This window comes from Chryseobacterium sp. SG20098 (genome assembly GCF_031844745.1).
Lineage (GTDB): Bacteria > Bacteroidota > Bacteroidia > Flavobacteriales > Weeksellaceae > Chryseobacterium > Chryseobacterium cucumeris.
On record NZ_CP134622.1, the window covers coordinates 4556600 to 4575524 of the forward strand.

The 18925-nt window shown below is 35.4% G+C and carries 20 protein-coding genes; 12 read left to right on the plus strand and 8 right to left on the minus strand.

Annotated features, from left to right (window positions below; translation table 11 throughout):
• The first annotated feature begins 168 nt into the window (after window positions 1-168).
• The 6 genes from RHP76_RS20950 to RHP76_RS20975 all read left to right on the plus strand — a co-directional run bounded on the left by RHP76_RS20950 (window position 169) and on the right by RHP76_RS20975 (window position 4617).
• Window positions 169-426 (plus strand): hypothetical protein, encoded by a 258-nt coding sequence (locus RHP76_RS20950; protein WP_311228955.1) that lies wholly within the window; start codon window positions 169-171, stop codon window positions 424-426.
• Window positions 427-468: 42 nt separating this feature from the next.
• Window positions 469-1239 carry a GLPGLI family protein gene (locus RHP76_RS20955; protein WP_280212696.1) on the plus strand — a complete coding sequence of 257 codons (771 nt, stop codon included), beginning with the start codon at window positions 469-471 and terminating at the stop codon, window positions 1237-1239.
• Between the two features lie 90 nt (window positions 1240-1329).
• Entirely contained in the window at window positions 1330-2301 is a 972-nt protein-coding gene (locus RHP76_RS20960; RefSeq protein WP_062676428.1) for a polyprenyl synthetase family protein, read from the plus strand.
• A 73-nt stretch (window positions 2302-2374) separates the two neighbouring features.
• On the plus strand, window positions 2375-3325 hold the full coding sequence (locus RHP76_RS20965; RefSeq protein ID WP_311228956.1) for a GSCFA domain-containing protein: 951 nt from the start codon (window positions 2375-2377) through the stop codon (window positions 3323-3325).
• Entirely contained in the window at window positions 3326-3847 is a 522-nt protein-coding gene (locus tag RHP76_RS20970) for a DUF4269 domain-containing protein (protein WP_311228957.1), read from the plus strand.
• 5 nt (window positions 3848-3852) lie between these two features.
• The gene (locus tag RHP76_RS20975; RefSeq protein WP_311228958.1) at window positions 3853-4617 is read left to right on the plus strand and encodes a TatD family hydrolase; all 765 of its coding nucleotides are present in this window, start codon (window positions 3853-3855) and stop codon (window positions 4615-4617) included.
• A 57-nt stretch (window positions 4618-4674) separates the two neighbouring features.
• Here the strand turns inward: RHP76_RS20975 and RHP76_RS20980 are convergent, their stop codons facing one another.
• The 6 genes from RHP76_RS20980 to RHP76_RS21005 all read right to left on the minus strand — a co-directional run bounded on the left by RHP76_RS20980 (window position 4675) and on the right by RHP76_RS21005 (window position 10053).
• Window positions 4675-5979, minus strand: coding sequence for a DEAD/DEAH box helicase (locus tag RHP76_RS20980; RefSeq protein ID WP_311228959.1), 1305 nt, complete (start codon window positions 5977-5979; stop codon window positions 4675-4677).
• A 179-nt stretch (window positions 5980-6158) separates the two neighbouring features.
• The gene (locus RHP76_RS20985; RefSeq protein WP_062676422.1) at window positions 6159-6797 is read right to left on the minus strand and encodes a porin family protein; all 639 of its coding nucleotides are present in this window, start codon (window positions 6795-6797) and stop codon (window positions 6159-6161) included.
• Between the two features lie 95 nt (window positions 6798-6892).
• The gene (locus tag RHP76_RS20990) at window positions 6893-7384 is read right to left on the minus strand and encodes a DUF6438 domain-containing protein (protein WP_311228960.1); all 492 of its coding nucleotides are present in this window, start codon (window positions 7382-7384) and stop codon (window positions 6893-6895) included.
• A 343-nt stretch (window positions 7385-7727) separates the two neighbouring features.
• On the minus strand, window positions 7728-8711 hold the full coding sequence (gene obgE / locus RHP76_RS20995; protein ID WP_076596748.1) for a GTPase ObgE: 984 nt from the start codon (window positions 8709-8711) through the stop codon (window positions 7728-7730).
• A 56-nt stretch (window positions 8712-8767) separates the two neighbouring features.
• Window positions 8768-9346: an adenylate kinase gene (locus tag RHP76_RS21000; protein ID WP_311228961.1), complete on the minus strand. Its 579-nt coding sequence runs from the start codon at window positions 9344-9346 to the stop codon at window positions 8768-8770.
• 152 nt (window positions 9347-9498) lie between these two features.
• On the minus strand, window positions 9499-10053 hold the full coding sequence (locus RHP76_RS21005; RefSeq protein WP_047374145.1) for a phosphoribosyltransferase: 555 nt from the start codon (window positions 10051-10053) through the stop codon (window positions 9499-9501).
• 396 nt (window positions 10054-10449) lie between these two features.
• Between RHP76_RS21005 and RHP76_RS21010 the strand changes: the two genes are divergently transcribed.
• Window positions 10450-12039: an ABC-F family ATP-binding cassette domain-containing protein gene (locus RHP76_RS21010; protein WP_311228962.1), complete on the plus strand. Its 1590-nt coding sequence runs from the start codon at window positions 10450-10452 to the stop codon at window positions 12037-12039.
• A gap of 154 nt (window positions 12040-12193) precedes the next feature.
• Here RHP76_RS21010 and RHP76_RS21015 read toward each other — a convergent pair whose 3' ends face one another.
• Complete coding sequence (locus tag RHP76_RS21015) at window positions 12194-13117, minus strand: alpha/beta fold hydrolase (protein WP_311228963.1); 924 nt, start codon at window positions 13115-13117, stop codon at window positions 12194-12196.
• 13 nt (window positions 13118-13130) lie between these two features.
• Complete coding sequence (locus RHP76_RS21020; protein WP_065119740.1) at window positions 13131-13715, minus strand: HI_0983 family protein; 585 nt, start codon at window positions 13713-13715, stop codon at window positions 13131-13133.
• 178 nt (window positions 13716-13893) lie between these two features.
• Here RHP76_RS21020 and RHP76_RS21025 point away from each other — a divergent pair, with 178 nt between their 5' ends.
• From RHP76_RS21025 to RHP76_RS21045, 5 genes are all read left to right on the plus strand, one after another.
• Window positions 13894-15180: an adenylosuccinate synthase gene (locus RHP76_RS21025; RefSeq protein WP_062676417.1), complete on the plus strand. Its 1287-nt coding sequence runs from the start codon at window positions 13894-13896 to the stop codon at window positions 15178-15180.
• A 322-nt stretch (window positions 15181-15502) separates the two neighbouring features.
• On the plus strand, window positions 15503-16345 hold the full coding sequence (locus tag RHP76_RS21030) for an energy transducer TonB (RefSeq protein ID WP_311228964.1): 843 nt from the start codon (window positions 15503-15505) through the stop codon (window positions 16343-16345).
• Window positions 16346-16509: 164 nt separating this feature from the next.
• On the plus strand, window positions 16510-17283 hold the full coding sequence (locus RHP76_RS21035; RefSeq protein ID WP_002981269.1) for a ParA family protein: 774 nt from the start codon (window positions 16510-16512) through the stop codon (window positions 17281-17283).
• A gap of 69 nt (window positions 17284-17352) precedes the next feature.
• On the plus strand, window positions 17353-18243 hold the full coding sequence (locus tag RHP76_RS21040; protein ID WP_034697457.1) for a ParB/RepB/Spo0J family partition protein: 891 nt from the start codon (window positions 17353-17355) through the stop codon (window positions 18241-18243).
• On the plus strand, window positions 18244-18882 hold the full coding sequence (locus RHP76_RS21045; RefSeq protein WP_034697458.1) for a DUF5683 domain-containing protein: 639 nt from the start codon (window positions 18244-18246) through the stop codon (window positions 18880-18882).
• Window positions 18883-18925 lie beyond the last annotated feature (43 nt).

Sequence of the window (18925 nt, forward strand, 5' to 3'; positions counted from 1 at the left end):
ATTAATCAACGAACAGATATTTATTGTTGTAATCTATGTTTTTGTGTTTTGTTTAAAATAAGTTTCTTATTTTGTTGATTTCTATTGTTTTATAGTTTATTTGTTTTATACATTAGATAAACACTTTGCAATACTTCTGAACAAAAAAGTTTATTAATACAAATTACAATGAAACAACTATTAATTCTTTCAGCATTTATGTTGGCAGCACTTATTAAAGCCAATAATTTTAATTTTAAGAATGAAAAAACAGCCCAAGCCGTTTTATTTACACGTTATTTAATAACACTAAAGACTGTTTGTGGAACTACTTATCAAACTGTTCTAGATACTGATTTCGATACGTATGATTGTGTAAATAATGAATGGGAAATGTATAATCAACAGGATTGTGGCCATGCCAGCTATGAGAATCCGCCTGTTTAATGTTGTCTGAAGCTGTTTGACCTACCTTGTATTTATTTTTTTATGAAAAAAAAATTAGGTATATTTTTTTATTTTCTTTTAATCTTTATTAAAAGTCAATCTCCTAAATTAGAAAGAGATATTTCTATACTGGAAGTCAGATACAACTTTTCATATATAACGGATACTTTGAATATAGAAAGCGTTGTTTCAGAACCAATGATACTCCTGGCTAATAGTAACAAATCTGTTTATTATAGTGAGAATTATAAAGCATTTTCTGATGGTTTTAAGAAACAGCTGGAAACTGCAATAAAGACTGGCAGTATTGTAGAACCAGGTAAATTACTACAATCGAAAGTAAGACATTGTGTTTATAAGGATAATGATTCTATCTACATATCAAATCACTTAGGTAATGACTTTTATACCTTTCGTACAGAAAACATTCATTGGAAGATTGATAACTTGATAACTAAAGTTATTCAAGGATATAAATGTACAAAAGCTGTTGCTAAAGTTGGAAAGAGAATATATATAGCATGGTTTACTCATGAAATACCTGTTAATGATGGTCCTTATAAGTTTAAAGGTCTTCCCGGATTGATTTTAGAGGTCAGCGATGAAAAAAAATATTTTAATTTTGAGTTTCTTTCTATAACTAAAACGAATTTACCTATAGAATATAAAAAAGGATTGTTGATTACTCAAGCTCAATACATAGAAAAGCGTAAAGAATACATTAATGACCCTTCCCAGGGTAAAATTAATACTCCAGAGTACAGAAAAAGAATTGAAGAAAATAAGAAGAAATTTAATAATTTTTTAGAATAGCGAATAATCATAAAAATCCTCATCAAAACGATGTTTTTTTGTTTTATAAAGCCTTGAAAAATCGTATTTTTGTTCAAATTATAAGATTTTATGGAATTTTTAGACAGATACCAGCAGATTGTTGCAGATGCCATCACTAAATATACTTTTAAAGATAAACCTTCGGAGCTCTATGATCCGATGAACTATATTATTTCCCATGGTGGAAAACGCCTTCGTCCTATTATGGTGTTAATGGCATGTGATATGTTCGGTGGAGATCTTAAGCAGGCAATCAAGCCGGCATTGGCTATCGAGTTTTTCCATAACTTCACCCTGATCCATGATGATATTATGGATGAGGCTCCTTTAAGAAGGAACAAGCCTACTATTCATACTTTACACGGGCTTAATGTAGGAATTCTTTCCGGAGACGGACTGATGTTGAAAGCGTATAAGTTTTTTGAGGATCTGGAACCTGAAATATTCAAGGCATGTATCAGAATATTTACCCATACAGGACTTCTGTTATGCGAAGGTCAACAGTACGATATTAATTTTGAAACTCAGGAAAATGTTACTTTTGATGACTATATCAGAATGATTACTTATAAAACCGGGGTATTAAGTGCTTCTTCATTTGAAATCGGAGCTTTGATTGCAAGAGCAGATTTTAAAGATGCCAAAGCTATTTTCAATTTCGGAAAACATATCGGAATTGCCTTCCAGATTATGGATGATTATCTTGATGTATTCGGAGATCAGGCGCAGTTTGGTAAAAAACATGCCGGAGACATCTACGAAAACAAGAAAACTGTTCTGTATCTGCTAGCAAGAGAACACGCTACAGACGAAGAAAGAAAAGAATTGGACTACTGGTATTCTAAGAAGACTGAAAATGTTGATAAAGTATATGGAGTAGAAAAGATCTTCAGAAGAACAAAAGTAGATGAAAAAGCATTACGTCTGATTGAAAAACATAATGAGATTGGACAAAGTTATCTTCAGAAAATTGATGTGCCGGAAGAAAAGAAAAAACCTTTTATTGAACTGGCCAATTATTTGTTGAGAAGAGAAAGTTAAATAAGGTTATAGGAATTAGGGCTTAGGAGTTAGTTGACCTGAGTCCTGATACCTAAATCCTAATCCCTTATAAATGAAATTCAGAACAGAAGTTGATATTCCCGCATCAGAAAAGAAGATTGAAATTGAAGATAGAATATTTTCAATAGGCTCATGTTTTGCCTCTGAAATGACGGATTTACTCCAGGACGGACAACTTCAGACCCTTAATAATCCTTTTGGGACTATTTTTAACCCTTTTTCTATCAATAATGCAGTCAACAGATTACATGACTCTGCATTTTACGCAGAAGAGGAACTAATCACTTACAATGAAGAATATATCTCTCTGGATCATCATACCAGTTTTGATACCCGTTATATTCATCAGACCCTAGATAAAATTAATGGAGATATTGAAGCAGGAAATGCCTTTCTTCAGGAAGCCGACTGGATTATTATTACCTACGGGTCCTCATTTATTTATGAATTCCTTCCCAAGAAAAAGCTGGTAGCCAACTGTCATAAAATTCCGCAAAAGTTTTTTGAGAAAAGACTGCTATCTCATCAGGAACTCACCACTTCAATTTACCAGACGATTCTGGATCTTAAAGATATTTGTAAAGAAGGAGTACAAATCTTATTTACTGTTTCACCTGTAAGGCATACCAAAGATGGAATGGTAGAAAATCAGTTAAGTAAGTCCAAATTAATCACTGCTATCCACGAGTCTATTTCTCTCTTTGAAGACTGTCATTATCTGCCTGTCTATGAGATTTTGATGGATGACCTCCGGGACTATCGTTTCTATAAAGAAGATATGATTCATCCTAGTACACAGGCGGTAAATTATATTTTTGAGAAGTTTGGAAAATCTTATTTTTCAGAAGAAACTCAGAATTTTATCAAAGAAAACTTTAAGATTATGAGAGCCCTGGAACATAAAACCAGTGATAAGAAAGATCCTAAGTTTATCGAGTTCAGAGAAAAACTGGATCAGAGAATTGAAGTACAGCGTAAAAAAGTAAAACATAAAATATTTTAAATGCTTGATTTCACCAGAATTGACTATCTGAAAGATGGAAATGAAAGACAGAAAAAAGCTTACGAAATTCTTACAAAATATCGTGTTTTTGATAAATTGAAGGACTATTCTCCTATTTTAGCAGGAACTGTTCCTATAGAGATTGATATCAAAGGAAGTGATCTGGATCTTATTTTCGAGGTGGATTTAAAATATGAACAGGATTTTCTGGATGATTTACTATTTTGTCAGCTTATTCCTCACGATGTAGAAGTGGAATATCCTATTGTAAACGGGGAAAAATGCATGACTTTAAATTTTATGCTGGATGGGTTTCCCATTGAGATCTTTGGACAGAATAAGCCTACAAAACAGCAGAACGCTTATCTTCATATGATGGCCGAATACAAAATATTAAAAGAAAAAGGAGAAGAATTTAAACAAAGAATAATAGAACTTAAAAAACAGGGAATAAAAACGGAGCCCGCTTTCGGAATATTGCTGGGACTTGAAAATCCTTACGAAGATCTATTGAAATTTTAAATAAAATGATTGATACACATACACACTTATACGCAGAAGAATTTGATGAAGACAGAAAAGAAGCTATTCAAAGAGCAGTAGATAAAGGAATTACAGAATTTTATCTTCCTGCTATTGATTCTGAATCACATGAAAAAATGCTGCAGCTGGAAAAAGAATATCCGGGACAGATTTTTTCAATGATGGGATTACATCCTTGCTATGTAAAACCGGAATCCTGGGAAAAAGAACTTGAAATTGTAAAAAAATATCTTGATCAAAGACATTTTCCAGCAATTGGAGAGATCGGAATTGACTTGTACTGGGATAAGACGACATTGGATATTCAGGTAAAAGCTTTTGAACAGCAGATTGACTGGGCAATAGAAAGAGACCTTCCGATTGTGATCCACACCAGAGAAAGCTTTGATGAGACCTTTGAAGTTTTAGAACGAAAAAAGCACCCGAAACTAAGAGGAATTTTCCATTGTTTTTCAGGGAATCTCGAACAGGCGCAGCATGCTATTGACCTTAACTTCATTTTAGGAATCGGTGGAGTAGTGACCTTTAAAAACGGAAAAATAGACCAGTTTCTGAATGAAGTTCCGTTGGATAAAATTGTTTTGGAAACAGATTCTCCATACCTGGCACCGGTTCCCCACAGGGGAAAAAGGAATGAAAGCTCTTATCTGGATCTGGTTGCCGGAAAGCTGGTAAATATCTATGGAAAAGATTTTTCTGAGATAGACCGCATCACGACAGAAAATGCAAAGAAACTTTTTAAATTATAAAGTTCTGAACTTTAAGATAAATAGAAACCCTTTTCGTTTTTGAAAAGGGTTTCGTTTTTATTTTTTTCTGGTGAAATTCTTATTCTTAGGTTTTTTAAACCCTACTGAAGCCCCCGCTGCAGGCTTTTTACGGTTGTTATTCGGTCTTGAAGTGTTACCATTACCTGTTTTAGGTTTTCCACCCCCTGCAGCTACAGGTTTGTTATTAGAATCCCTTTTCTGTGCTACCAGGTCATCAGTATGGAACGGATGATCCTTGATTACAGGAATTTTCTTTCCAATTAGTTTTTCAGTATTCTTTAAGTTCAAAAGATCAAGTCCGTCTACAAAAGATATAGAATTACCTTCGGCTCCTGCTCTTCCTGTTCTTCCGATTCTGTGTACATAGGTTTCAGAAACATCAGAAAGCTCAAAATTGATCACGAATTTCAGCTCATCAATATCAATCCCTCTGGCAGCAATGTCAGTCGCTACAAGAACTCTTGTTTTTCCGGATTTAAAATTGTTCAACGCATTCTGTCTCGCATTCTGAGATTTATTACCATGAATCGCTTCTGCGGAGATATTGTCTTTCTGAAGCTTTCTGGAAATCTTATCTGCACCGTGTTTTGTTCTTGCAAAAACCAATACAGAGTCTGAAATATCATTTTGAAGAATATGAGAAAGCAAATTCAGTTTGTTGTCTTTTTCTACGAAATACACAGATTGTTTGATGGTATCGGCAGTAGAAGAAACCGGAGTTACCTCTACCTTTACCGGATTATTCAAGATAGAATTAGCCAGTTTCTGAATTTCAGTCGGCATTGTTGCCGAAAAGAATAAAGTCTGTCTTCTCTGAGGTAAAAGTTTAATGATTCTTTTTACATCATGTACAAAACCCATATCCAGCATTCTGTCTGCCTCATCAAGAACAAAAATCTCAAGATTTTTCAGGCTGATGATTCCTTGTGCAATAAAATCCAGAAGTCTTCCCGGAGTTGCTACCAGAATATCAACACCCTTTCTCAAAGCTGCTTCCTGATTTCCTTGTTTTACTCCTCCGAAAATAACAAGTTGCTTTAAGGGAAGATATTTACCGTAAGCATTAATATTTTCCTCAATCTGAATCGCCAGTTCTCTGGTGGGAGTAAGGATTAACGCTTTTATATGTTTATTGGGAATTTTATTTTTAGATAAATTCTGTAAAATAGGGATGGAAAAAGCTGCTGTCTTTCCTGTTCCTGTTTGCGCACAACCTAAAAAGTCTCTGCCTTCCAGGATATCAGGAATAGATCTTTCCTGGATAGGAGTAGGAGTCGTGTATCCCTGTTCCTGAATTGCTTTTGCAATAGGTTCTATTAAGTTTAAGTCTGTAAAATTCAAATGAATTATTTTAAAATTTAAATAAAAATTCCTTCAGTCTGAAAGAATTACATTCTGCAAAGGTAGTCTAAATATTTTTAAGTATCTTATTCCACTTTTTTTAGACTTATTGCTTATTGAAAAATAGAAATGGCAACCCGAATGTGAGCCGCCATTTTTTTCTGTTACATATCCGCAGTTTATTTAAATCTATATCCTACACCAGCCTGAAGAAATCCAATTTTAGTAGGAACAGCATTGCTTCTATTCATTTCTATAAAATTGAAATTGTATCTGGCGTCAACAAAAAACTTTTGATTAATCTTATATTCTGCACCCAGAAAAGGAAATAAGTTCAAGGTTTTTAAAGATTCGTAATTGTGGGTTTCAGCCTCATCAAAAACAGTATTCATTTTTACTTTGGATGATATATTAAATCCTAAGTTCATCCCTACAGAAGCAGAAAGCTCTGGAACAATATAATATTTTACTGAAATGGGAACCTGTATCTGGTTGAATTTGTAATCAAAGTGCATATCACCCACGTCTACTACTTCATTGCCTACCAACTCATACCAGGGATAAGCGTCTTTACCACCCAATTGAGTATATAGTAATTCAGCCTGTAAGCCAAATTTAGAAGATAAAGGCTGCTCTGCTGCAATACCTAAATAAAAATAGGATTTTGAATCCAGCCCGGTTCCAAAAAACTTCATATTGGATAATGAATATCCTCCCTTGACGCCAAAGCTCATAGATGCCTGATCTTTTGTGTTTTCTTGTGCATTAAATATTGCTGAGAAAGCAAATACTGTGATAAAGAAAATGTTCTTCTTCATATTTATTTTTAAATGATTAAAAGTTTTTATAAAAAAATAATTCCTCCAAACGAAGGAATTACTTTTACAAAGATAATTTAAATATTTTAGTGAAGCTATTTCACTTTATCCCATTGTTGATTCTTTCTTAAGTTTTCAAAAAACTGATACACTTCCGAAAGCTTTTCACTTCCACGTTTTCCATAATCTTCCACATTTTTTGAAGTTCCGTCAGCAAATTTGATTCTTAAATAAGACGTTGGAAGATCGGTAATATTGTGTTCACCGTACTTATCATTCAAACTTTTTACATGTAAGTCATCAAGTAAACTGATTAATTTATTGTAATCTTCTTCTTTAATGGTTCCTTTAAAAGTACCTTCACGGGGCTTTGAAAACTCATCTTTTGAAGGCTTATCATTAAAATTAAAATGTTCCGCTTCAAAAACTGCAGTTCTGTCCGGATTGATTGTCATTGTAAAAACAGGGCAGAATCCAAAACATGGAGTAGCCTCATATTCAATTTTAGTATATTTTGAATTTACTTTTTGAGACGTTATACACGATGTCAACAACACAAATGCATAAATGGCTAACAAATATTTCATAGTTTTTTCAATTTGAAAAGGTCTCCCAATAATTGTTCCAAAAGTATTCATCTTACTATGTTTTTATGTTAAATATAGAAAAGGAAAGTTGTTTAAGCCTTTGCTTTTTTGAACCATTAAGATTGTATTAAGGTGTTAAGAATATAAAGATAAGCTTTGCCGTATGCTTAAGAAATCAGAATGATTCATCTTAACTTTACTTCATTTCTTATATCCATTCTTAATGGTTTAAAATATTGAATAGAAGAAATTGTATAAATGAAAACAGCCTCAGGTTCTCCTAAGGCTGTTGTTTTATAATGCAGTTCTATTTTCAAAATAAAACTGATAAATCAATGTATTTCTATCCGTGCAATTGTTTCCAGATAGCATCTTTCAGCTCCATAAGACCTTCTCCGGTAACACCTGAGAAGAACAGAGGCTGTTTGTTTTCCGGGAACTCTGCTGCAATTTCCTTCTTCAGTTCATCATCCAAAAGATCAGATTTTGATACGGAAACAATGAAATCTTTATCCAGTAATTCTGGGTTATATTCTTTCAATTCATTTTCAAGAATTTTAAACTCCTGGAAATGATTTTCAGAGTCAGCCGGAATTAAGAATAAAAGGATAGAGTTTCTTTCAATATGTCTGAGGAATCTGTGTCCTAAGCCTTTTCCTTCTGCTGCTCCTTCAATAATCCCGGGAATATCAGCCATTACAAATGATTTGTAATTTCTGTAATCTACAATCCCAAGGTTAGGAGTTAAAGTGGTAAAAGCATAATTGGCAATTTTTGGTTTTGCCGCAGAAACAGATGCTAAAAGTGTAGATTTTCCAGCATTTGGAAATCCAACAAGTCCTACATCGGCCAAAATTTTAAGTTCGAAGACCACATAGCCTTCTTCACCATCCATTCCGGGCTGAGCATATCTTGGAGTTTGGTTGGTAGAGGATTTGAAATGTTCGTTTCCTTTTCCTCCTTTTCCTCCCTGCATCAAAATGATTTCCTGCTTATCTTCAAGGATTTCTCCGATAATTTCACCTTCTTCATTTTTAGCGATAGTCCCAATTGGAACATCAATATAAATATCAGAACCGTCAGCTCCTGTCAGCTGGTTTTTCGCTCCGTTTTCACCTCGTTCAGCTTTTATGTGACGAGTGTATCGGAGTGGAAGCAAAGTCCATTCATTAGCATTTCCTCTCATGATGACGTGTCCGCCACGACCTCCGTCGCCACCGTCAGGACCACCTTTAGGAATATACTTTTCACGGCGAAGGTGGGCAGAACCAGCACCTCCGTGTCCGCTTTTACAATGGATCTTTACGTAATCTACAAAGTTAGACATATAGTTTGTGTTGCGGGTTGCAGGGATGAAACTTCTTATCGCTTGCCATATCCCGATTATTTAATTTTCTCTACCTCAGCGAAAAGTTTTTGGGAAATCTCATCAATTTCTCCAATACCGTTTACCTCTACATATTTACCCTGCTGCTTATAAAGCTCGGCAACTTCTGCTGTTTTGGTATAATATTCTTTAATTCTGTTTTCGATGATCTCTACATTGCTGTCGTCTGATCTTCCGCTGGTTTCACCTCTTTTCAGAAGTCTTTCAACCAAAATTTTGTCCTCTACTACCAATGAAAGACAGATGTCAATCTCATCATTCAGTACTTCTTTAACGATGGTTTCCAAAGCTTCTGTCTGAGCAGTTGTTCTTGGATATCCGTCAAAAATAAAACCGTTGGTATCAGTAGGTTTTTTGATCTCGTCGATCAGCATATCTGTTGTTACCTGATCCGGAACCAATTCTCCCTTATCGATGTATGACTTAGCCAGTTTTCCAAGTTCAGTGTCATTTTTCATATTGTATCTGAAAAGATCACCTGTTGAAACCTGTTTTAAATTGAATTTCTCGATTAGATTCTGAGCTTGTGTTCCTTTTCCACTTCCTGGAGGGCCGAACAGAACAATGTTTATCATAATGTTGATACGCTTCCAGCAATGGGCATTTTGCTTCGGGCTTGTGGCTTTTGGCGGCTTGCTTTTTTGCTTTCAGCTTTTTTAAGTTATTATTAAATTTATTTCTTTATATAATTTTAAGCTAAAAGCTATCAGCTAATAGCCAACAGCATTTAATGGTTGATTTGTCCGTCTTCCAACTGATATAAATTCGGAAGGTTTCTTCCTAATTCATCATAATCCAGCCCGTATCCAAGTACAAATTTGTTCGGGATTTCTTTTCCGATATAATCCAGTTTGAAATCTTTCTTGTAAATCTCAGGTTTCAATAAGAAACTAGCCAGTTTTACAGATTTTGGACGTTGTGTTTCTTTGAAATATTTGAAAAGACTTTCAACGGTATTTCCTGTATCTACAATGTCTTCCACAAGAATAATATGACGGTCTCTTACGTCTTTAGTAAGCTCCATTTTCTGATAAACGATCCCTGTAGATTCTGTTCCTACATAAGAACTCATTTGAATGAAGGCAATTTCGCATTCTCCCGGGTAATATTTTAAAAGATCAGAGAAGAACATCACCACTCCATTTAACACCCCAATGAAAACAGGAACTTCATCCTTGTAATCTTCATAAATTCTTAACGCTGTCTCTTTTACAATTTCCTGAATTTCGGCATCCTTTAAATAAGGAACGAAAGTTTTGTCGTGAACTTTAATGCTTTCCATAAAATTTTTAGTAGTTGGCAAAGTTACGGATTTTTGATTAAAATACTTTCCTGTTTTTATCAGTTTGAAAGTTTGATGTTTTCCGGATCACAAAATTCAATATCCTGATGAAGTCTGTTTAAACATTCATAACAACAAGCTTTTTAATGAGATAGAATGGTATAGCCTCAAAAAATAGATTTTAAAAATACTTTTGAAAAGCAGGTGTTTGAAATAAGGAAGAAAAGGATAATGATAAATGTCCTGATTATTGATGAAAACAAATATTCAGAAAAATGAGTATCTTTGTTCTTTCAAAACCCAAAAAAACAGACATGTAGGATATCATTTCTTTCAGACTCAATAAAACGGTAACAAGAATGTTGCTGGTGTTCAACCTTTATTAAGAAAGAAATCATGATTTTACTGCAAAATATATCCTTTGGGTTTCCGGGAGGAAATCTTCTATTTAATCATATCAATTTAACAATACAGTCTCATACCAAATCTGCTCTGGTAGGGAGTAATGGCGTGGGAAAATCAACCCTGCTGAAAATAATCGCGGGAGAAATACAGCCTCTAAACGGCAATACTAATATCCGGGGTAATATCTTTTATGTACCGCAGATGTTTGGAAATTTAAATGATCTTACCATTGCAGAATGCCTGAGGATAGATCAGAAACTCCATGCTCTTCAAAAAATTACCAATGGAGAGGTGGACGAAATATATTTTGAAACGCTCAATGACGACTGGGATATTGAAGAAAGATGCCAGAATGCTTTGGAGCATTGGGGGCTCGAAAATTTTGAATTAACTCAAAAACTGGAAGACCTGAGCGGAGGACAGAAGACTAAAGTTTTTCTCGCTGGAATTCAGATCAACCAACCTGATATTATCGTATTGGATGAACCGACCAATCACCTGGACAGGGAAGGAAGAAAACTCTTGTATGATCTTATTGACAAAACAGATGCAACAGTGGTTATCGTAAGCCACGACCGTACTTTGCTCAATCTTGTGGATACTATATTCGAATTAAGCAATCAGGGAATTGCAACTTATGGTGGAAACTATGACTTTTATGCCAAACAGAAAGAAGTGGAGGAGGAAGCATTGCAAAATGATATCCATTCCAAAGAACGTGCTCTGAAAAAAGCAAAAGAAAAGGAGCGGGAAACTCTGGAACGAAAGCAAAAACTTGATGCAAGAGGTAAAGGGAAGCAGGAAAAATCCGGAGTCGCCAGAATTATGATGAATACGCTTCGGAATAATGCTGAAAAAAACAGTTCAAAACTTAAAAGTGTACACGCAGAGAAAATTAGTGGGATTTCCGGTGACTTAAGAGATCTGCGTTCCTCCTTAAAGAATTCTGATCAGATGAAAGTTAATTTTAATGATTCCAATCTACATTCAGGAAAGATCCTTGTTACCGTTGAAGATATTAATTTCACTTACGGAAAAGAAAAACTCTGGAAAGAAAACATCAGTATGGAGGTGCGAAGCGGAGACCGAATATCAGTGAAAGGCTCAAACGGTTCCGGAAAAACTACCCTGATAAAGCTTCTGTTGGAAAATATTAAACCTTCGGAAGGAAAAATAAATAAGACAGAATTCAACAGTATCTATATTGACCAGGAATATTCCCTTATTGATAATGATTCAACGCTTTACGATTTTGTACAGACTTTCAATGACTGTGCCATGCAGGAATCCGAAGTGAAAACATTACTGTCCAGATTTTTATTTTGGAAAGATACCTGGGACAAAAAATGTGGAATGCTAAGTGGCGGAGAGCGTTTACGGTTGCTTCTTTGCGGTCTTTCCATTAGTAATAAAGCACCTGATATGATTATCCTTGATGAACCTACGAATAATTTAGATCTCCAGAATGTGGAAATTCTCACCAATTCTATAAAAGATTATCATGGAACTCTACTGGTGATTTCCCATGATGAAGTTTTTCTTCAGGAGATTGGAATTGAAAGAGAATTGATGCTGGGGTAATTATTATATTTCTTGCAAATCAGACAAAATCCTTTAGATATTCAATAGGGGTGGGCTTTAGCCCGCCTTCAAAATCAAAACAACTCCATCGGCTAGCCGAAACTTATACAGAAATTCCAGATCAATGCTATCTGGAATTTTTATTTTGTTCTTATTATTTTAAGATCCAGTTATGGATTTCCTTCAGAACCTGTTCTCTTATGGATTCGTTTAAAATCTCATGACGCATATCCGGATAGATTTTCACGTCCACATTTTGAAAACCATCAATTTTTAAGTTGTTGACGGTTTGCATGACTCCTTTTCCAAAATCACCGATCGGATCCTTCTGTCCGCTTACGAATAAAAAAGGAAATGATTTAGAAATAGGTGCAGCCCAGTTTCTCGCTGTCGCTTTTTTATAAATGGTAAATAAAGTATAAAAAGCATTATGAGTAAACGGAATTCCACAAAGTTCATCCTTTTCAAAAGCTTGTCGGTTTTTAGGATTTACACTGAGCCAGCTGGTATCACTGAAATCTTGATCCTTTTTAAAATGTTTGTTATTGACGCTCGTAAAAACAGAATTCAAAAAAGTACGGTGACGAGGAGCGATAGCTGTGGCTAATGACAAATAACCTCTCAATATATCGATTCCCGGTAAAGGTCCGCCGGTTCCTGTAATGATAGCTCCGGAAAATTTACTGCTTGCTTTTTGAAGAAGACATCGTGTAATAAAAGATCCCATAGAATGTCCCAGAATAAAATGGGGGACATCCGGATATTGTTCTGCAAGATAATCTGCCATCATTTCTGCGTCTGCTACAAGCCTTTCATCCGGTTTTTCAAGCTGGAAGAAACCAATATCTTTTTTGTCCTTTACCGATTTTCCATGTCCCAGGTGATCATAGGTCAATACAGCAATTCCATGAGACGCAAAATATTCTGCAATCTCTGCATATCTTCCGCTGTGTTCCTGCATACCGTGAACAATGAGAAGGGTGGCTTTTGTTGTCTCCGGAGAAAACAGAGTGTAGAAAAGTTCTGAACTGCTGTTTATTTTTGATGGTAAATAGGCAGACTTTTGTGATGGGTTCATAGTAATTGGAATATTATTTTATTTCAATATCTGGAAGTTTATAATTTCCAACCGTTTCAATTAATTTTGAAGAATTGGTTTTTAAATTATTAAAAAAAGAATCAATATTTTCCGGATACCCTCTTTCACTCAGTGCAAAAAGAAGAACGCCTTTATTCTTTCCATTACTAATGATTTTGTAGCGATAAATATTTCTTTCTGCAATAAGTATTTCCTTGCCGTCCTTTGAATTTTCACTGATAAGAAAATCTAAAATATATTCTTCCTTATTTTCAAAAATCTGGTAATTGACGACTGGGTTGGTCTTTTTCATTTCCTGCAGTTCAGCTACTTTTTGATCCACAACATCCTTGATATTAAAATCACCTTTTATAAAATCGACCAATACCATACTGTTGTATTTATGGATGTTATCATGTGAGCTTACATATTCCTGTTTAAAATAATTTTCATTAGGATGCGAACTCCATACGAGATTATATTCCTTTTGATTTAGCTTAATGGGACCACGTATATTTAGATAATCATTTACTTTATTTTGAGCGTTCACATAAATAAGAGGGATTATTAAAAGTAGAATCAGAATTTTAATTTTCATTTGTATAAATTTATAGTAAATATAATCCATTTTATATAGGTGTGAAAGTAAAAAGGTAGAAATGAAGTAATATTCAAACTCATGATTTTCACCCCAACTCAAAATAAATATCCTCTATAATTTGGTCGTCATTTTTTTTCAGAGTAATTTTGCACGAATCTAAAAACAAAAGTAAAATATGTCAACTTATGTAGTTGTAGGTCTTCAGTACGGAGATGAAGGCAAAGGAAAAATCACGGATGTTTTATCAGCAAAATCGGACTATGTAGTACGTTTCCAGGGTGGAGACAACGCTGGTCACACGGTTTATGTGGGTGATGAGAAATTCGTTCTACACCTTCTTCCTTCAGGAGTTCTTCAATGCAAAGGGAAATGTATCATTGCGAACGGAGTAGTGGTAAACCCTAAGTCTTTCATTAAAGAAGTTGGTCAGATCGAGAGCAAAGGCTTGAGAACAGATCATATCTTTATCAGCAGAAGAGCGCATGTCATCATGCCTTACCACATCCTTTTGGATACTTACCGTGAAGAGGAACACGGAGGAACTCAGATCGGAACTACCAAAAAAGGAATCGGACCTTGTTATGAAGATAAAATTGCAAGAGTCGGGATCAGAATGGTAGACCTTTTAAATCCTGAGATTTTAAGAGATAAAATTGAGAAAAACTTAAAAGTTAAGAACTCTCTTTTTGAAAAATATTACGGAAAACCAACGTTAGACGTTGAAGAAATCTACAACGAATATTTAGCAATCGGAAAACAGCTTCAGGACAGAATTGTTGATACTGAATTAGAGCTTAACGAAGCAATCAGAGACGGTAAAAACGTTTTATTCGAAGGAGCACAGGCATTAATGCTTGATATTGACTTCGGTACTTATCCATACGTAACTTCATCTTCTCCATCTACAGGAGGTGTTTGTTCAGGAGCAGGTGTTCCGCCAACTTCACTTCAGAACCTTATCGGGGTGGCGAAAGCTTACTGTACAAGAGTAGGAAACGGACCTTTCCCTTCTGAACTGGATAACGAACTGGGTGAAAAAATCAGACAGATCGGTGGTGAATTCGGAGCAACTACAGGTAGACCAAGAAGAACAGGTTGGTTAGACCTTGTTTCCTTAAAGCATGCTTGTATGATCAACGGAATCAATAACCTTGTGATTACTAAGCTTGACGTTCTTACAGGAATTGAGAACCTGAAAGTAGTAACCCATTACAAAACTGAAGACGGAAAAATCATCGATTATTTCACTTCGTCAACAGAAAAGCTGTACAACTACGAGCCAATTTACCAGGATTTACCAGGCTGGAGCGAAGATATTACCAAAGCAAGAAGCTATGATGAACTTCCTGATACTGCGCAAAAATACATCGAGTTTATTGAGAAATACTTAGGAATCAACGTATACTTAGTTTCTGTAGGTCCTGAAAGAAGTCAGAACATCATCAGAAAAGAATTATTCTAATATTTCTTAGAACATACAATAAAAAGAGATCATCATTGATGGTCTCTTTTTTTGTTTTTATGAGGCTTGTCAAGTTTTTAAACCTTGATGTGGGTAAGAGGTCATTAAGTTTATTCCTCATTTACTTGAGAAGAAATAACTCCTTTTTCTTCTATAAACTTTTTACTTGTAAATGTTAAAATTTAAACTTTATCATAAAATTTTCTAATATTATGTTGTTTTGATAAAATTTTGGCAGATGTTTTGATATTGAAACACTACTTATCGATAAGAACAATAAAACTAATAATCAAAATTTTTAACAGTTTAAATAGTAGTAGTGATGAAACAACATAACCAAAACCAGGAATTTCGGTTCAACGAGGTCCTGTTCGAGCACCGCAATAAAGACTATGGTGCCTATGTATTAAGAAACGAATCAGATAGAATATTAACCAAAGCGCTTTTTATCGGAGCAAGTTTAATGGCTGCAGTATCCATTACGCCGTTTGTGATTTCTGCAATGAAACCTGTGGACGAGCCTGTAGGAACGGTATATGAACTTCCGAGAGTTGTTGAAATTCAGGAGGTAGAAAAGCCAAAAGATCAGCCGGTACAAATTGTAAAACCAACTCCTCCGGCTCCTGCTGTAAAAACTTATGATGACAGATTGCCAGAGCCTAAAGCGATTGTTACCAATGAAAAGCAAGTTGAGGATAAAATTAATGCAGTAGCAAGCACACAGACATCGGAAGGCAAAGAAGTACCAAATACAACCTATATTCCAATTGTTCCACGTGTTATCGGAGGAGATGGGCCACCCGCTGTAAAGGCTGATCCGGTAGTGGAAAAGACAGATCCTACAATTATTGATAAGGACCCTAGTGTAGAAGCTAGTTTTGCAGGAGGAATAGACTCCTTCAGAAATAAAGTAATGAACAGCTTCGATGGTTCAGGATTTGAATCAGAAGATGTTGTAAAGACGACAGTTACCTTTATTGTAGAAATGGACGGAACGATCTCAGGGGTAAAAGCTAACGGAACCAACGCCGATTTTAATAATGAGGCAATGAGAACAATTAAAATGATTTCCAATAAAGGAAAATGGATCCCTGCCAAAAACAAAAAAGGAGAATACGTAAGAAGTTATTTCAAATTTCCTATCTCCATGAAATTTGAGAATTAATACGGAAAAGTAAATTTCAAATAGTTATCCACAAAGAATTTTTTTTGTGGATAATTTTTTTTATCGTTAAATTGCTTATTAACAATATTTTAACTCAATTTTGATTTTCCCCACTCACCGAGAGCAAAGAAAAAAGTGTATTTTTGAAACTTAAAGTTCTAATAATGGCAAAAATCATAGGTATTGCTAATCAAAAAGGAGGTGTTGGTAAAACTACCACCGCTGTAAATTTGGCAGCAGCATTAGGAGTATTGGAAAAAAGAATATTAATCATTGATGCTGACCCTCAGGCGAATGCAACATCCGGTCTGGGTGTTGAGGATGTTCAGTATTCTACCTATAATCTTCTGGAGCACAGTGCAGATACAAGAGTTTGTATCAAGAGAACTGCAACTCCGAACCTGGATATTATTCCGTCACATATCGATCTGGTAGCAGCGGAAATTGAATTGGTAGACAAGGAAGATCGTGAGTATATGCTGAAAAAAGCGCTGGCAAGTGTAAGAGATGATTATGATTATATTATCATCGACTGTGCACCGAGTTTAGGTCTTATTACCGTCAATGCGCTTACAGCAGCAGACTCTGTAATCATTCCAATCCAGTGTGAGTATTTTGCATTAGAAGGGCTTGGTAAATTGTTGAATACCGTTAAAAATGTTCAGAAAATTCACAATAAAGATCTTGGAATAGAAGGTCTTCTTTTAACCATGTATGACAGCCGATTGAGATTATCTAATCAGGTTGTGGAAGAAGTAAATTTACATTTCCCTGAAATGGTTTTTGAAACCATTATCAGTAGAAACGTAAGATTGAGTGAAGCACCAAGTTTTGGAGAAAGTATCCTGAATTATGATGCAGAAAGTAAGGGAGCTGTTCAGTATATTCAGTTAGCTGAAGAAGTTCTTTTGAAGAATGAAAACTTAATAAAGAATTAAATTAATAATAAATGGCCAACAAGTGAGTGCTAGACATCACTTTTCAAACATCATTTATCAATTATATCTATGAAGGACAAAAAAAGAGCTATGGGACGCGGCTTGGGCGCCATTTTAAGTGCAGAATCCAAAGCAACTATCAATTCCGCTACTGATGAAGGAGCAGATAAGTTTGTGGGAAATATTGTGGAAGTTGCGCTTGAAGATATCTATCCGAACCCAACGCAGCCGAGAACTTATTTTGATGAAAAAGCATTAAACGAACTTGCACAGTCCATTAAAAACTTAGGCGTAATCCAGCCGATTACCCTTAGAAAAGACGGTGAAAAGTTTGAAATCATTTCCGGGGAAAGACGTTACAGGGCAACTAAAATTGCAGGGTTAACAACTATTCCTGCCTATATCCGTTTAGTCAATGACCAGGAGCTTCTTGAGATGGCTCTTGTTGAAAATATCCAGAGAGAAGACCTGGATGCTATCGAAATTGCCCTGACTTATCACAGGCTTCTTGAAGAAATCGGTCTTACTCAGGAAAACCTGAGCCAGAGAATAGGAAAGGACAGAAGTACGATTACCAATTCTATCAGACTGTTAAGATTAAATCCGGATATTCAGAATGCTATCAGAAGCGGTGAGATTTCTGCAGGACACGGAAGAGCAATCATCAGTCTTGAGAGTGAAGAAGATCAGCAGGTTTTATTTGATCTTATTATCAAAGAAAAATTAAACGTTCGTCAGGCTGAACAGGCTGCTGCTGCATTGAAGAACCCGAAGTCTCCTGCTGCCAAAAAAGCAAAAGTCGAGCTTTCCAATAACTATAAAAAAGCCCAGAAGACCATAGCAGATATCTTAGACGTAAAAGTAGAGATCAAATCTTCTGGAAATGGTAAAAAAGGTAAAATTGTTCTGGACTTCAAAAATGAAGAAGAGCTGGAATATATTTTATCCCATATTAAATAAATGAAGAAAATATTTTTCACATTTTTCTTGTGTATCGCTGCAATGGCTTACTCACAAGTAAAACCTATAGATACCGTTCGGATGCAGACTCTTCCGAAAGAAGAACCTCGTGTGGTAAAACCAAGCAAAACAGAAGCAAAGATTATTGAAGATCTTGAAAAAGCGAACGGTCCCACAGCAAAAACCATAAAGCTAAACCCTACCAGAGCGGGATTATATTCCGCAGTTTTACCTGGATTAGGACAGTTTTATAACAAAAAATACTGGAAAATTCCCATTGTCTGGGGAGCCGTAGGTGCTGGGGTTGGTATTGCCGTATGGAATGACAATCAATACAAAAAATACCGTGAGTATTACGTGGCAAAACTGAATGGAACTCCTAATGAATTTGTAGACAGTCACCCGTGGCTGGACAAAAAAGCTTTAGGTAACGCACAGGACAGAGCCAAAAGACAAAGGGATTATGCCATCGCCATTACAGGGTTGATCTATATCCTGAATATTGTAGATGCTGTAGTAGATGCACACCTTTACGAAAGCCGCCATGATCCGGATTTGGTTTTTAAACCATCGGTTATTCAGGATCAGTATGGCTACAGCGCACCAAAAACAGGATTCAGTTTAAGTTACAGATTTTAAAAGACAATACACCTGCAGAAGTTCTGAGGATCAGATGCAGATT